Origin of the sequence: Vibrio jasicida CAIM 1864 = LMG 25398, assembly GCF_000400365.1 — a bacterium.
GTDB lineage: Bacteria > Pseudomonadota > Gammaproteobacteria > Enterobacterales > Vibrionaceae > Vibrio > Vibrio jasicida.
On record NZ_BAOG01000039.1, the window covers coordinates 120,254 to 134,583 of the forward strand.

The window sequence follows — 14,330 nt, forward strand, 5'->3', positions numbered from 1 at the left end:
CGCAGAGTCACCCTCAGTCATTGCCTTTCAGCATATCGATAAATGCTTGTCTTGATTCTTGGGAAGTGTCTCGATGTGTTGTGTAGGCGGCATGGGTGTTTTCATCAGCAGATTGCGAAAGCTCAATGCCCCACAAGGCTTTTATTTGGTTTGGAACCATTGAGTAACGCACGTCTATAATGCGCTTTTCATCGTCCGGATCACGCGCGACAAAGCCATCAGAGAACCAACGAAATCGCTCAATATCTAAGGCCTGCTGCGATGTTGAGCTTAACCAAGGGAAGTCTTTCCCGATGTCCAGTTTGGCAACCGATTCTCCAGTATAGATTTTGGTCGCAGTCCCTACTCTTATGGCGTCTACGTAATACTGGCCCTCGGCTTCGTAGATGACTTTCCAAACCAAACTATTCGCGAACGTAGGTTTGGCCTCTAAGCGCACTGGAGCATGTTGCCTTGCTTGTGCAAGCTCCCATCCTGCTTCTTCCGCTCTTTCTCTTTGAATCATACCTAACGTAAGGTAAGCAAACGCCCAAACTATCGAGATTCGTGCATACCAAGGGTTACGTTTCAACAGAACAAACACGACGCCTACTAAAACAGGAAGCGTGAAGGCAGGATCAATAACAGAAACGGTATTCCACGCATACCGCTCGTTGGTAAACGGCCACAAAAGCTGAGTGCCGTAACTGGTACACGCATCCAATAAACCGTGTGTGGCACAGCCGAGCGCACAATACCACCAGCTTTGTGTGAACGATAAACCAAGCCTTTTAGCAAAAAGCGGATAGAAAACAAAAGCGCAGAGTAAGCTGCCAATAGGAATAAACAGCAACGAGTGGGTGAACTGTCGGTGATATTGCAAAAACAACAGCGGATCATTGGAAGAGCGAATCAATATGTCCAAATCTGGAGCCATACCAGCAAGCATTCCAAGGACACCTGCCGCCACCAAGTGCTGTTTTTTGCTTACTGATAGAGACAATGACGCCCCAACCAACCCTTGCGTTAACGGGTCCACGGCGAAATCTCCCAATCATGCTTGAAAACCAGAAATGTTTGCCACATAAAATATCCGTATTTCGATGACTCAAACCCATTGGGTGGAATCACATCAAAGCTATTGAAAATCAAAGCGAATAAAACGAGTGTTAGTTTTAGTGTAGATGGATTGGACAAGTTCGCGAGCCTGCGTAAAACGAGATATGACGAAATCTCTGACTCTGCCTTCTATTGCGGTATAATCTGTCGTCTTATGTTTTGAGTATAAGTTTCCACTCCTTCAGCACCACTTCGAGGCATGTCTTGCAGTTAACCAGTTTTAAATACAAAACGCGTAAAGGCCCTGATTATCGCCATGGCGACCAAGTGTCGTTTGTCGACATCAAAGAAACATTTGGCATCGGCGGAATTCGTATTGGTAAGTGGGTGAACAAAGAAGAAAAAGACCTCGCAGCAAACTTAATATTCGATTCTCTCGCAGACTTAGCGTACATCCTTGCGCTACCGCCTTCGGCGATTGGACTTCGTGGTAATTTGAGCCTTGCTTTTGGTACTGGCGGCCGCAAAGGCGTTCAAGCGCATTACGCTCCGAATCAACGTGAATTAGCCTTGGCAAAGAACGCAGGTGCAGGAGCGCTTGCTCATGAGTTTTGGCACGCGTTCGACCATTACATTGCCGAGAAAGCTTTCGACATTGGGGATCGTTCAGGGCCACAACGCCAAATCTTATTTGCGAGTGATTGCTGGCTGAAAAATGCCGATCATTTCCCGCACCCACTCAACGAGCGATTACTGAAGATATTTGACGCCACATTGCTCACGCCAGATGGCCAAGATCGACATGACTATGTATCCCGAAGTGTAAAAGCAGACCAAGCGATGGGTTCAAGCTACTTTTCACAACCCACCGAGATGATGGCACGAGCATTTGAAGCCGTTGTGGAGTCTTGTTCTGGCATTGAAAACGCATACCTAGTTTCTGGCACAACGAAGCCTGACACCCTGCCTCTTTACCCAGATATCGCACACAGAAACGCTATATATGAAGCGCTTCAAGCGTACTTTCGTCCACTGGGTGATGCGTTGAGTCGTTAGCTAAGGAATAGCGACTATTCAGAAAATCTCGCGATTTCAAAGCACAAACCTTTCCCATCAATCTAAAAAAGGTTTATACATAACGTTATGTTATTCATATTGCTGAATGTTTCATGACGCTGAAAGAAATCCTCAAAATCCGTAACGTTCGCTGCTTCCTCATGTTCCGAAGTAGTTACTTTGCGCGCTTCTATTACCCCGTATTCACGCTGCTCTATTTGGATTACGGATTAACGCTGTCTCAATTCGCCATGCTCAATGTTGTTTGGGCTGCGACGATTGTACTTGCGGAAGTCCCTTCTGGCGCTTTTGCCGATACCTTAGGGCGAAAACGACTGGTGGTGCTGTCGTCCATCGTCATGTTCATCGAAATCGCAATGATCGCCTTTGTCCCTACTGGGAATCCCACTTTTGTTTTCGTTGTGTTTTTGATTAACCGAGTGCTGAGCGGCTTAGCAATGGCGTTAGCAAGTGGCGCAGATGAGGCATTGGCTTACGACACATTAAAGGAGCAAGGCAAAGAGGAATTGTGGCCGAGAGTGTTGCAGATTCAACTTCGTATTGCCTCTAGCGTGGGGATTGTGGTCACACTTGTAGGCGCTGCCATGTACGACGTGAACTTTATGGCCAACGTGTATCAGTTCCTTGGATTCGACAAGCCAGAAACCACGCAAGACATCATGCGCATCCCTGTTTACGCGACTTTGTTTGTTGCGTTGATCGCCATCTACGCCGCATTCAGCATGAGAGAAGAGAAAAAGGTAATACCAAGCAGCGAAAGCAAGTTGGCTTCTACCATGGCCAGCATGAAGCTCACACTCAACACCGCCAAGTGGGTATTATCTACGCCTTACGTACTATTCATTCTGCTCTACTACAGTTTGTTCGAGCACACTTCACGAATGTTTTTGACCATGAACAGTCAGTACTACCGTGCGATTGATATTCCAATTATCTACTTTGGTTTAATCGGCGCTGGTATTAGTCTCTTGCAGATTATCTTCGCTGGCCAAAGCCGTCGTTTGGCAGAGAGTATGGCACCGAAGACGTTCATTTTAGTCATGGGCATCGCAACGATGGCAACCTACTATTGGATAAGCTTAGGCTGGTCAATATACGGAGTAATTCCTGCGCTGATTCTGATCTTTATTATCATGACGATGAACATTTTCATCAGCTATCACTTAAACAAGAAAACAGAATCTCACAACCGAGCGACGGTATTAAGCTTCAAAGGTTTGATGTTCAACTTGGGCTACGGCTTGATAGGTATGCTCTATGCCTACTACTACAAACTGCTCTCGCAAAACTACACCGAGGCACAAATAGAACAACACATCGACTTTATCGCATCGCTGTCTTCGTTCTTCTACTATTTCACATTCTTGTTCATCGCTATCAGCGTCTATTTCTATATCAAAGATAAAAAACAGGCGATCTTCTAGATCGCCTGTTCCATTGTCTGTTTACTGTTCCACTAACTATCTACTTCTACCACGTTCTGTCTAAGTCTTTTGCATACAGAGATATCGCACGCTGATACTCTTTAATTGCCTCACTGTTCGTGGTTGAAAGCAGCAACTCTAGTAGCAACGACGTGGCTTCTTTATGGCGACCGAGGTTATATAAGCACATCGCGTAAAACGGCTGAACTTCGAGCGAATTTGGGTATTCGTTTATGGTTTGCTCAAAGTAACTCCGTGCTTCTTGGTATTTTCCAAGGCTACGGTAGGTACTCGCTAAACCAAATAAGGCATCAAACCTTTCATCTACAGTAAGTATCCCCGCAACAGACGCCGTATAGTGCTCAATAGCCTCTTGCTCTTTGCCTTCATTGTCGTATGACCAAGCAATATGCAGGTGTGCTTTTGCAGCGTAGTTTTCATCACTTAATAACGGAGTGAGTAACGCTCTAGATTCCTGAAACTTTGATGCTTTACGCAACTCGATTGCCTGCTTGATGATCGATTCCATCACCTTCTCCCTCGGCGTTTATATATCGTGTGTTTATGACATAGATACATTAAATCACATCATCATGCCAGTTCAGGTTTCTTAACATAGTAGCGGTAATAACCGACAAGATTACTGGAGATAAACAAGACTTCCATTAGTACGGCTGTTGGTGAGCCAATAAGGTAGTTGTGAAGCAACCAGAAGGATGTGCCGACAATCATCAGCTGACGCAAGCGACGATCATCCTCTTGAAATGCCGCCACTGTTTGAAAGACAGAACCAAAACAACTCACGATGCTCGTCACACCGGTAAACGTCATCGCCGTTGCAATGACAGACGCTCCGCAGAAGAAGTATTTTAACTTTGAAGATGTAGAGAAGATGCTGGTCAGATAACGCAAAGTAGCGATACCCATTAAAGAAGCCCCTGTCCATTGTTCTAATAATGCAAAGTGACTTGATATTAAAACGCCCGCACAGAATAAGCTGGCAACAATCTTCTTTCTCTCTTTAAATTGAAACGACAACAAATCGAAGCAAATGGCAATTGCTACGAGTACCTGTGACAAGAAAAACGCATCCATACTTACATCCACCGTTACAAATTCTTACAACTGACGCAGCGTATGATCGACTTAAAACTGACACCACCATCTTCGTGCTACAAGATAGATAAATGTGAACGTCGATCACAAGTATGGCGTATTAAATTCGAACAAAACGGATGAAGAGAAGCCTCTTTCAAGGCTTCACGACCCAGTAAATAATACTAGCGCACTGTCGCAGTAATAAACTTATCGACCTCGACATAAAAAGTCTTAGGATCGTTTTGAACCCAATGGTTGGCACCTTCAAATGCAACATTGTTAATCGAAGAGATAAAATCGATAGCGCGATGGCATCCCGCTAAACTCTGTGTTCCCCAAAAATAAACTTTTGGAATCGATAAGTTCTCATAGATTTGCCCCCACTCCACAACACCTCTTTCATCCTTTGTACTGTGTTGTGCGTAAATCTCACTGGCCGTTTCACCTAATACTATTGGTTCACATCGTCTCAATGACGAAAGGTATTTTATACCTGCTCCATGCTTCCAAGACATCGCAAAGCGCTTGGCAAAACCTTCCCCTTTGACCCACGCTTGGAATTCAGGCTTATTCAGTTTCACGTAATGCTCAGCGATGATTTGGGATAGGATAATACTCTCCTCATGCAATCCACCTTCAGCATTAATGAAACCGCGTATGACGCCTTTGCTGTCGAAGTGACACACTAGAGTTGATGTATCACCACCCCAAGAATGCCCCAGAAGGAAGCATTGTTTTATATCTAACTGCTCTAAAGCTTTTAAAATTCGTTTGGCTTGAACATCCGTTGCATGTGATATGTCGGAAGCTGGAGAATAACCATAACCACATAAATCAAACATGACTAGGTTGTAGTTGGGTAGCCAATCCAGTGCATCGGCGAAGCACAAATGTGATTCCCCCAAACCATGGATAAGCACTAATGTTTCTTGAGATTCTATGATTGGCGTGGACAAGCAATACAACTTGTCGCCTTCGATGTCTATCCACTGTTCTACTAACACACAACCCTCGCGTTTCGACTACTGAACTAGGATTCATCATAACGAATTCACCCTGCAACAAAAGGTCTGTTTTATAAAAACCTGCAAATTGGCAAAGTAGAGTTATCTGGCGACCTATCCCATGAAGGCGTTCTCGGTGATGTAGATAAGTAAAGCGCTCAAAATGAAAAAGGCGGCACTGTGGCCGCCTGTACCTGTATCGATTTATCGTTATTGGGTTAGCGCAATGTACTCTTGTTGCGCAGCTTGTAAGTCCTCAGCAAATTGTTTATCTGCCTTTAGCTTATCAAACACGATGTGCGCTACTTTTTGCCCTGCTTCTACATCACTCATCCAGTGAGCGTTACAAACGACTCGACTGTAGCCGTAATCCGCACCTCTCTCTGTCAGTGCTTTTGCACTGTTCGGCGCAATTGCTGCCGCAACGAGTGAAACCCCGTAGCCTGATGCTGTATGACCAGAAGGGTACGATCCGTCTTTAGATAGGTAGTCTTCGGCATAAGGTGTACAAGAAGGTAAGCCGTTTACCGCAAATGGACGCGCTTTGTTGTAGTGCTTTTTAGAGTCAGATGTCGCAAGACCAAAAGAAGCAATGCTACGTCCTAAAGCGGTATACATCGCTGGGGTGTCTTCCTTAGTAATCTTCACGCCCAATACATCACCATAAATCTTGGCAAAGTATTCTGGAGTAATACGCGCGTCTTGTGTCGCTTGAGCCATTCTCGTTGGGTCATCAACTGAAAAGTCGATAGCACCCACACGCTTGTCTTCGAGATCTTGTTTGTTGCCTTCTGCTGGTGGCGGTGCAATCAAATCTACCGTGTGTACCGTTTCAATGTATGGTTGGTAAAACTGATAGTTTCCGTAGTCGATACGTTCAAGCGAATTGATGTCTGTTGGTGCAGAGAACACGTGAAATGCAGGCAAAGTTAGCGCTACGCAAATTAGAGCTTTCTTCATTTGCTTTCCCTCCAGAATTAAAGGTTTGTAGGAATATTCTTAACAACTGAATCCAATATTATCCGCAGCCCTTTAGTGCTGGAAGTTATAACGATTATTCCTAAAAGTTAATAATGGAATGAAGCAAAGCAACTAAATCATACTGCCACTTGGGCAACCTTGTGACAAAACACTGCCGTAGCTGGTCGTTGGAGTAAATAACATGATTAAATCAGCAGGCAGGAATACAACATCAGTAACCAATGACAAAGGCATATCCACAAAAGAAATAGGATATAGAGCGTAAGACACGGCTGAACCATCCAAGAAGCACGGCTGGCGCGCAACCGACAACGCCGTACCGGAAAATGGTTTACCGTAACCACCCCTAGCATGTGCATCCATAGATGAACATCCTACCGTCAAAGAAGCCATTGCAATAACGGTGAGTACTTGAAGTTTTTTGAGAAGATTGTTTTTCATGTCCGATAGATTCCAACTGATTGTTATTGATATAAATTATTATTCGACAACAGTAATCCTACCTGCATTTATAAAACAAGCCATCTAACTAATTTGATTGAGAATAAATCAATTTTCGTGACAAATGTATCGCTTCTACCTTGGGTAAATAACAACTTATAAACGTCCATTCCCTCGAGCCAATACACAAAGGCGAACCAATTGGCTCGCCTTGAATATGTGAGGAAAGGATAAAAACTACGCCCGTTACAGCTTATCTGCATCAACAACTTTAATCGTTGTCCAGTTGGTGTTGGCATCTTGAATAAAGCTTTGCGTATCTTCTAGCCAGCGCTTCTGTACCGATTTATCCAAGTTTAAGTACAGTTTGCCACCTTCAATCTTCCATGCCTCTGGGTCAGTTTCAAACTTTTTGCCCATCGCAACACCAAATGCACAGTAACCACCGTATTGCGGCGCATACGCTCGAGGATCAGCTTTAAACTGGTCTCGGTTTGCAGCATTCACAAAGTGATAAATCGCATTGTTGTACGTAGCTGAATACTCGGCCTTTCCTTGAGTCGGGCCATTATCCGTGAAGTAAGCCACCGGATCGTAGCCCTTGATAGCGAGATCATTTACATCAACGCTCATGCCTACATCCGCAGCCATCAGTGAAAAACTGGTTCCGAGTAAAGCGGTCATTAAAGTGAGTTTTCGACCAGTTGATTTAATGCGTGACATAGTAAGCTCCTTGTCTGTGTTTGTTTGCCGTGTGTGAATAAATTAGCTAACTCTTCCGGTCTATAAACGGACAAAAGACCAAAAAAGTACGCGAATCGTTCGGAGGTAACATGGATCTGTTGTCACAGCTGATGAAGCATTTCTCAATACGCACAGGTGTTTTCTATTCTGGACACTTGTGTGGCATCTCCTCGTTCCAAGCAGAGCACAGTAACCGAGGCCATTTGCATGTTTTGAATGCTGGCGAATTGATACTGACAAGCGCAAATGAGAAGGCTAAAAAGCTAACAGAGCCTTGCATCATTTATTTGCCAAACAATACGCCGCATAGAATTGAAGGAAACGAAGAAACAGAATTGGTTTGCGCCAATGTGGATTATCGAGGTGGGCAGATCAACCCTCTATTGTCTGTCTTGCCGGATGTCGTCGTTATCCCTTTTAATGCGGTGCCGAGCCTAACTCCGGTCTTGGATATGCTGTCTTCGGAAGCAAGGGGAAATGGCATCGGACAAGAGTTTTTATTGGATAAGCTGAGCGATACCTTAATGGCATTGATCTTTCGTTATCTTATCGAGGAAAAGCAAATTGAACACGGCTTGTTTGCTGCGCTCGCCCACCCACGTCTAGCTCCCGTTATGACCGCCATTCATCAGCTCCCTGCCCGTCATTTTCATCTTAATGAATTGGCATCATTGGCGGCCATGTCTCGTACTCAGTTTATTGAGACGTTCAAACAAGCCGTTGGGGAGACTCCTGGAGATTATGTACAAAAATGGCGTGTATCCGTCGCCCAGTCTTTATTACTGCAAAATAAACCGCTCAACTGGGTGTCTGACGAGGTGGGATACAACAGCTACTCGGGCTTTTCTCGTGCTTTCCAAAGTGTATCTGGTATGTCACCTCGCCAATGGATACAAAGCCAAAAGGAAGACGAGCTTAAAGCAAGTTGATACCAAATTGTTTTGCGATCAAATTCGTTATCGCAAAACAAATTACGGATACAACACAACTAATCAGCAAGGTAATCCAAAAGGAATACTTGCTCAGTAGATAAGGGAAAAGAAGAAACATTGGCAATGTTGGTACAACAAACCAAAAGGTATAAAACGCGTGGTTAGACAGCTTCTCTGTGCCTTGCCCTTCGATATACATCCATACCAACGCCAATATGGTCACGGTTGGCAATGCAGCCACGAGCGCCCCTAACCTATCACTTCGCTTCGCAACTTCAGAAATGAGAACCACAATCGCGGCGGTGGTTAAGTACTTTGTCACAATCCATAGCATTTTCGCTTCCTTGCTTACTTCGGACACTAATTAATCGACATTCTAGAAACCTACTCCAGTTGATTCTAGATGTTTTCTAAAGACTTACGGTACACCTTTGTCACATAACCAGACGGATCGTAAGCGTCCTCTATTCTATCCCAACCAAATTTTTCATAAAGACCATCGTGGTCAGTCGTTAGATAAAGGCTTTGGAAGCCCATACTTTTAGCAGCATTCAATGCATGATTAAACAGCAATTCGCTCAATCGTTTGCCACGATGTTGTGGTTCGATAAACAAAGAGCTCAACCAAGGATATAAATCATGTCGGCTGACGAAATCATTAATGATCAGGCCAAAGCAGCCAACAATCTCACCTTCAGTGACCAACACATAAAACTGAGGGATGGCGTCTTCTTCCTTACTTGAATGCAGAATCGCATTTTCAAAGTACGCGTAATTGTCTTCCGAACCCCACTTTGTATGGATGTACTTAATGCACACTTCCACACCCTGTGGATATTCATTCACGTTTAAAACTTGGTACATGTTTATTCCTGTCAGATTAGGTGTGCGAGTGTTTTTTTATGCAGCTCGTTTTGAATTGCTAAACATCATGCCGACTTTTTACTTGCACTTCAAAGCAATAACCGTGGCTTAGTTTGGAAATGAGAGGGTGTGTTTGTGTTTTTCTTACTGATGAAGAACAGCGCATCAAGTTAGCGATCAGGGAAGAGATAAAAGCCAAAGTTGGTGGATGAAGCGATAAAAACCCTCTTCAAGTTTAAAGTGAAGAGGGTTTGTGTTTTGAGGCTAAGCAATCAGTTCTCGTGCTTCTACAGATGCTTCCGATTCTGGTTGCGAAGCTGTCTTGCCTTTCAGTTCCATCATGAGTTGCTTAACCAAAATTCCGTAGATAAACATCATCGGTAGTCCTGCCACCACGCACAAAGACTTAATGGTATTGATGCCACCACCCGTAAGGAAGACGCTAAAGCTGATAAGTGCAATCGCGCCTGCCCACATCAGTTTGACCTTGTTGTCTGGGTCTCCGTTTAGGGACAGTTGATTCGTGGTCAACATCGAGGTGGCCACACTAGCACTCGACATCGTAGTCAACATCAAAAAGAACTGAATCACCAAAAAGACCGCAAGAACCACATTGTTTGCTGGCAAAGTTTTGATCAACGAAACAACAGCAAACGTCAATCCACCATTGCTCATCCATTCTTGAACGGGATAACCACCTAATAGCTGCGCCCAAACCGCATAGCCTCCAAAGATTGAGATAAAGAATGCGCATCCCAGAGCCCCCATCGAGATGGTATACAAGATGACTTCACGGATAGTGCGGCCTCTCGATATACGAGTAATGAACAGCCCCATCATGATTAAGTACGCGTAGTACCAAAACCAATAATATTGAGTCCATGCTTGAGGGAAGCCACTCTTCTGCACTGGATCTGTCCAAAGAGACATGCGGAAGAAGTTATCTAACATGACTCCGAGTGAATCCGTTACGTTGTTCAGTACAAATTGGGCATTTGATGAAAACAACACAAACAAGGCGAAGATAATTGCAGCGATGACGGTGTAATCGGATACCTTACTGATGCCTTTGTTGAAACCCACCAGCGTCACTGCGAATAAAACCAATACGAACAAGAAGATGATCCCGCCTTGAAGCAACAAGTTGTTCTCTATACCAAATAACTCTGCCGCTCCTGTACTCAGCAGGGTAACGGTTAACGCCAATGAACTCGCAAAAGCCGCGAGTGTTCCGAAGATAGCCAAGAGGTCGACGCATTTACCCACGATTGGATTCTTACCCAGCACGGGTTCACATAGCGTGGAGAGCTTCAATGTACGGCGTTTTTGTACATAGAAAGCGTAAGCAAAAGGAATTGCAGGAAAACAGTAAATCGCCCACCCTGTTATTCCCCAGTGGAACATTGAATAAGTGACTGACCACGCCGCTGCAGTGTAGCTGTTCGCTTCGGCAAATAGTGGTGGAGATTGCAGGTAGTACATTGGCTCCCCAATCCCCCAATAAATAAGTGATGCACCAACACCAGCCGTAAAGATCATGCCGCCAAAAGAGAAGTTCGAATATTCAGGTTTTCCTTCACCTAATCGAATGTCGCCGTACTTGGAAAACGCCAACCAAAGTAGAAAGCCAACAAGAGCAAGACTGCAGATTTGCACCAACCAGCCAAACCAATCGGTTACAAACGTCATTGCATTGTTCGCCATAGCTTGAGACTGCTCAGGGAACATCGAAGAGACAAGTAAAATGAGCAGGACAGTGCCAATCGCAGGAATGGTGAGTCCGAGATTAAGATTCTTCAAGGCTGTCTCTCCATGCCGTTAGTTCAGCAATATGGCTAGGCTCAATACCACAACAGCCGCCAATGATACTCGCCCCTAAGCGATGCCACGTTTTCGCGTATTCCAAATATTCTGTTGGAGAGAAGTTTCTAAGCCCTTGGTATGACTCATTCGCTTGGTGATTCGCTTTAATGGGCGCAAAGCTGTTTGCGTAGACACCAATAGTTAACGTCTTACCTGTTCGTTCCAATACCTGATTCACATCTTTGATCGCTTGTTCAATCACTTCAGGAATTGAGCAGTTGAAGAAAATACCGGTCGCATTAGTATCAAGAAGCGCTTCAACTGCGTCTATGACAAGTTCACCAGAACGCAGACGCGAGACTTCGCTGACTTCATCTTCTAACGTGAACGAGATATAAACTGGCTTGTCGGTTTTAGACAGAACTTTGGTGATCACTCGCGCTTCACCAAGGCTTGCAACGGTTTCCGCCAACCAAATATCTACATGTGGCTCTTGCGCTTCAAATAGAGTTACACTGATGTCGTAAGCACGCTTTTCTTCAAATAAATCAGGTCGATAAGAGCCAAAGGCAGGAGGTATCGCGCCGGCAACAAGCACTTCTTTTTGTGACACGGTCACGACATCACGAGCAATTTTCGCTGCCTTCTCTGCCAGCTCGCGTCCCTGCTGTACATACAAATCTTCACCTAGATGAAACGGAACACAGGCATAACTGTTGACGGTAATGATTTGTGCACCTGCATCAATAAAACCTTGGTGCGCTTGCGTAACATGCTGTGGGGATTCGATAAGTGCCTGGGCACTCCAGAGAGGTTGAGAAAAAGGAGCACCGATGCGTTTTAGCTCGCGCCCCATACCACCATCCAATATTGTAAGATTTACCATTTAGACATCCATACCGCTAAAATCTATTTGGCTATTCAATCACAATATGACGTAAGTAAAAGTTACATTTCCTCACACTCAACATGAAGAAGATTCATGTTGAGTGAAAACAAGCAATACCTTGCAAGTTATTATGCGACGCAGGGAGATTTAAAACCCACTTTCCCCCTATTTACTTGGGTAACATTTTACTCTCTGTACCAGTGCTCTTTTGACTCCATTTGCGCTTTTACTTCTGCACTATATTCAGCGGTAGGTCGCGCCAATAACCTTGGAATGCCGATAGGTTCTCCGGACTCTAAACAGTAGCCATACTCCCCTGCGCGCAAGCGAGCCAACGACTGTTGAATCTTAGGTAACAGCTTTTGCTCTCTGTCTATGATTCTTAATGCGATTGCAGATTGCTCCTCACTGGATGCCCTATCGCTTTCGTCACTGAATTCCATTGGCGCAATCATCTCTTCTTTCGCTCGTTCAATATGCGCTAACGTCGATTCATAAAGCTCAAATAATCGGTTTTCAAAAAACGCGAGCTGAGCTTCATTCATATAATCCGCCTCGGGCGCTGCAAGAATTTCTTCTTCTGTCATGACATGCTTTTTCTCTTCGTTCATAGAACCTCCACACCGAGATAAGAGTTCGCTCTCTAAATTCCGTACATCTGAATCTGTATAACTTAACGACGAATGAATGCGCCAATAAGGTGCAGTACTCGACACAGTCACAAACTGCTTGATGCCAGAGTTAAGATCACCGACTATATTAATTGTTATATTATAACATTACACTATAAAGAGCATGAGCATGAACACCCAGAAACTCCCTGTTACGGTTTTATCCGGCTTTCTAGGCGCAGGAAAAACAACCGTTTTAAGTCATATTCTTAACAATAGACAAGGCAGAAAAGTCGCGGTCATCGTCAACGACATGAGCGAAGTCAACATCGATGCGGCGACCGTTCAGAATGAAGTTTCTCTCAATCACAGTGAAGAAAAATTGGTTGAAATGAGTAACGGCTGCATCTGTTGTACCTTGCGTGAGGATCTGCTTGAAGAAGTCACTAAGCTCGCGCAAGAAGGCAGATTCGATTACTTAGTTATCGAGTCCACTGGCATCGCCGAGCCACTCCCCGTTGCAGAGACTTTTACGTTTGCCGATGAAAACGGGCTTTCACTTTCAGACGTTGCACGTTTAGACACCATGGTTACGGTGGTTGATGCGATTAACTTTCTGCGTGATTACGATGAAGCTAAGTTCTTAACAGAGACCGCTGAATCCCTAGGTGAAGACGATGAACGCAGCGTCGCCGACTTACTCGTTGATCAAGTAGAGTTCGCTGACGTTATCTTGATAAGTAAAACCGACCTTGCTGAGAAATCAGAAATCGAAAGGCTTCTTGCGATTCTTAAAACTCTTAATACATCCGCCACTATTCTTCCTATCTCGAATGGTGAAGTAGAACTTGATGCGGTACTCGACACCCAAAGCTTCAGTTTTGAAAAGGCACAACAAGCCCCAGGTTGGTTGAAGGAAATGCGAGGCGAGCACATACCGGAAACCGAAGAATACGGCATTTCTAGCTTTGCCTATCATGCGAGACGCCCTTTCCATCCAGAGAAGTTTTACGACTTCCTCCACAATGCGAAAGATTACGGCAAACTGATTCGTTCCAAGGGTTACTTTTGGTTAGCAACAAGACCAGAATTTGTCGGTCAATGGAGCCAAGCGGGAGGCATCGCACGTTATGGTGTTGCGGGTATGTTTTGGAAAGCGATTCCGAAGGAGGAATGGCCGACGGATCAAGATTACCTCGACGCTATAAACGACATTTGGCAAGAACCATACGGCGATATGCGACAAGAATTGGTGTTTATTGGTCAGGGATTAGAGCAAGAAAAATTGATTGCTCGTCTCAACGAATGCTTGTTAGCAGAAGGTGAGATGGAGCAAGGGCTCGACTATTGGTTATCTCTGGAAGACCCTTTCCCTGAATGGGAACAGTAAACGACTGAGAGACAAAAAGCCTCCCACCATTCGG

Annotated in this window: 16 protein-coding genes; 4 read left to right on the top strand and 12 right to left on the bottom strand. The window is 44.6% G+C overall.

Annotated elements, in window-relative coordinates; translation table 11 throughout:
- Window positions 1-13: 13 nt before the first annotated feature.
- Window positions 14-1,018, bottom strand: coding sequence for a metal-dependent hydrolase (locus VJL_RS11495; RefSeq protein ID WP_038878019.1), 1,005 nt, complete (start codon window positions 1,016-1,018; stop codon window positions 14-16).
- A gap of 284 nt (window positions 1,019-1,302) precedes the next feature.
- On the opposite strand from VJL_RS11495, the gene VJL_RS11500 reads away from it, so the two are divergent.
- Window positions 1,303-2,094 (top strand): CLCA_X family protein, encoded by a 792-nt coding sequence (locus tag VJL_RS11500; protein ID WP_038878020.1) that lies wholly within the window; start codon window positions 1,303-1,305, stop codon window positions 2,092-2,094.
- 113 nt (window positions 2,095-2,207) lie between these two features.
- Window positions 2,208-3,539: an MFS transporter gene (locus tag VJL_RS11505; RefSeq protein ID WP_038878023.1), complete on the top strand. Its 1,332-nt coding sequence runs from the start codon at window positions 2,208-2,210 to the stop codon at window positions 3,537-3,539.
- A gap of 46 nt (window positions 3,540-3,585) precedes the next feature.
- On the opposite strand, the gene VJL_RS11510 is transcribed toward VJL_RS11505, so the two are convergent.
- The 6 genes from VJL_RS11510 to VJL_RS11535 form a co-directional block, all read right to left on the bottom strand.
- Window positions 3,586-4,068 (bottom strand): tetratricopeptide repeat protein, encoded by a 483-nt coding sequence (locus VJL_RS11510; protein WP_038878025.1) that lies wholly within the window; start codon window positions 4,066-4,068, stop codon window positions 3,586-3,588.
- Between the two features lie 62 nt (window positions 4,069-4,130).
- Complete coding sequence (locus VJL_RS11515; protein ID WP_038878028.1) at window positions 4,131-4,634, bottom strand: YgjV family protein; 504 nt, start codon at window positions 4,632-4,634, stop codon at window positions 4,131-4,133.
- 185 nt (window positions 4,635-4,819) lie between these two features.
- Entirely contained in the window at window positions 4,820-5,641 is an 822-nt protein-coding gene (locus tag VJL_RS11520; RefSeq protein ID WP_038878030.1) for an alpha/beta hydrolase, read from the bottom strand.
- Between the two features lie 210 nt (window positions 5,642-5,851).
- A complete protein-coding gene (locus tag VJL_RS11525; RefSeq protein WP_038878032.1) occupies window positions 5,852-6,601 on the bottom strand; it encodes an acid phosphatase in 750 nt (249 codons plus the stop codon).
- 132 nt (window positions 6,602-6,733) lie between these two features.
- Complete coding sequence (locus tag VJL_RS11530) at window positions 6,734-6,985, bottom strand: YceK/YidQ family lipoprotein (protein ID WP_005440710.1); 252 nt, start codon at window positions 6,983-6,985, stop codon at window positions 6,734-6,736.
- Window positions 6,986-7,309: 324 nt separating this feature from the next.
- Window positions 7,310-7,786: a YHS domain-containing (seleno)protein gene (locus VJL_RS11535; RefSeq protein WP_038878036.1), complete on the bottom strand. Its 477-nt coding sequence runs from the start codon at window positions 7,784-7,786 to the stop codon at window positions 7,310-7,312.
- Window positions 7,787-7,896: 110 nt separating this feature from the next.
- Here VJL_RS11535 and VJL_RS11540 point away from each other — a divergent pair, with 110 nt between their 5' ends.
- A complete protein-coding gene (locus tag VJL_RS11540) occupies window positions 7,897-8,736 on the top strand; it encodes an AraC family transcriptional regulator (RefSeq protein WP_038878038.1) in 840 nt (279 codons plus the stop codon).
- Here the strand turns inward: VJL_RS11540 and VJL_RS11545 are convergent.
- From VJL_RS11545 to VJL_RS11565, 5 genes are all read right to left on the bottom strand, one after another.
- Window positions 8,723-9,073 (bottom strand): DUF3147 family protein, encoded by a 351-nt coding sequence (locus VJL_RS11545; protein ID WP_005440716.1) that lies wholly within the window; start codon window positions 9,071-9,073, stop codon window positions 8,723-8,725. The two genes, VJL_RS11540 and VJL_RS11545, sit on opposite strands and share 14 nt — an antisense overlap.
- A 65-nt stretch (window positions 9,074-9,138) precedes the next feature.
- Window positions 9,139-9,603 carry a GNAT family N-acetyltransferase gene (locus VJL_RS11550; protein ID WP_038878040.1) on the bottom strand — a complete coding sequence of 155 codons (465 nt, stop codon included), beginning with the start codon at window positions 9,601-9,603 and terminating at the stop codon, window positions 9,139-9,141.
- A 264-nt stretch (window positions 9,604-9,867) separates the two neighbouring features.
- Window positions 9,868-11,403, bottom strand: coding sequence for a BCCT family transporter (locus VJL_RS11555; RefSeq protein WP_038878042.1), 1,536 nt, complete (start codon window positions 11,401-11,403; stop codon window positions 9,868-9,870).
- Window positions 11,390-12,292, bottom strand: coding sequence for a homocysteine S-methyltransferase family protein (locus tag VJL_RS11560; RefSeq protein WP_038878044.1), 903 nt, complete (start codon window positions 12,290-12,292; stop codon window positions 11,390-11,392). Before VJL_RS11560 ends, VJL_RS11555 begins: the two co-directional genes overlap by 14 nt.
- Window positions 12,293-12,480: 188 nt before the next feature.
- Window positions 12,481-12,906 carry a TraR/DksA C4-type zinc finger protein gene (locus VJL_RS11565; RefSeq protein ID WP_020196339.1) on the bottom strand — a complete coding sequence of 142 codons (426 nt, stop codon included), beginning with the start codon at window positions 12,904-12,906 and terminating at the stop codon, window positions 12,481-12,483.
- Between the two features lie 190 nt (window positions 12,907-13,096).
- Here VJL_RS11565 and zigA point away from each other — a divergent pair, with 190 nt between their 5' ends.
- Entirely contained in the window at window positions 13,097-14,296 is a 1,200-nt protein-coding gene (gene zigA, locus VJL_RS11570; protein WP_038878045.1) for a zinc metallochaperone GTPase ZigA, read from the top strand.
- The last annotated feature ends 34 nt before the right edge of the window (window positions 14,297-14,330 follow it).

What these genes read in the sequence shown, in the direction of transcription:
- VJL_RS11550 (WP_038878040.1), bottom strand. Translation starts at nt 9,603, where the DNA reads ATGTACCAAGTTTTAAACGTGAATGAATATCCACAGGGTGTGGAAGTG.
- VJL_RS11525 (WP_038878032.1), bottom strand. Translation starts at nt 6,601, where the DNA reads ATGAAGAAAGCTCTAATTTGCGTAGCGCTAACTTTGCCTGCATTTCAC.
- VJL_RS11565 (WP_020196339.1), bottom strand. Translation starts at nt 12,906, where the DNA reads ATGAACGAAGAGAAAAAGCATGTCATGACAGAAGAAGAAATTCTTGCA.
- VJL_RS11535 (WP_038878036.1), bottom strand. Translation starts at nt 7,786, where the DNA reads ATGTCACGCATTAAATCAACTGGTCGAAAACTCACTTTAATGACCGCT.
- VJL_RS11515 (WP_038878028.1), bottom strand. Translation starts at nt 4,634, where the DNA reads ATGGATGCGTTTTTCTTGTCACAGGTACTCGTAGCAATTGCCATTTGC.
- VJL_RS11560 (WP_038878044.1), bottom strand. Translation starts at nt 12,292, where the DNA reads ATGGTAAATCTTACAATATTGGATGGTGGTATGGGGCGCGAGCTAAAA.
- VJL_RS11540 (WP_038878038.1), top strand. Translation starts at nt 7,897, where the DNA reads ATGGATCTGTTGTCACAGCTGATGAAGCATTTCTCAATACGCACAGGT.
- VJL_RS11545 (WP_005440716.1), bottom strand. Translation starts at nt 9,073, where the DNA reads ATGCTATGGATTGTGACAAAGTACTTAACCACCGCCGCGATTGTGGTT.
- VJL_RS11530 (WP_005440710.1), bottom strand. Translation starts at nt 6,985, where the DNA reads ATGGATGCACATGCTAGGGGTGGTTACGGTAAACCATTTTCCGGTACG.
- zigA (WP_038878045.1), top strand. Translation starts at nt 13,097, where the DNA reads ATGAACACCCAGAAACTCCCTGTTACGGTTTTATCCGGCTTTCTAGGC.
- VJL_RS11510 (WP_038878025.1), bottom strand. Translation starts at nt 4,068, where the DNA reads ATGGAATCGATCATCAAGCAGGCAATCGAGTTGCGTAAAGCATCAAAG.
- VJL_RS11505 (WP_038878023.1), top strand. Translation starts at nt 2,208, where the DNA reads ATGACGCTGAAAGAAATCCTCAAAATCCGTAACGTTCGCTGCTTCCTC.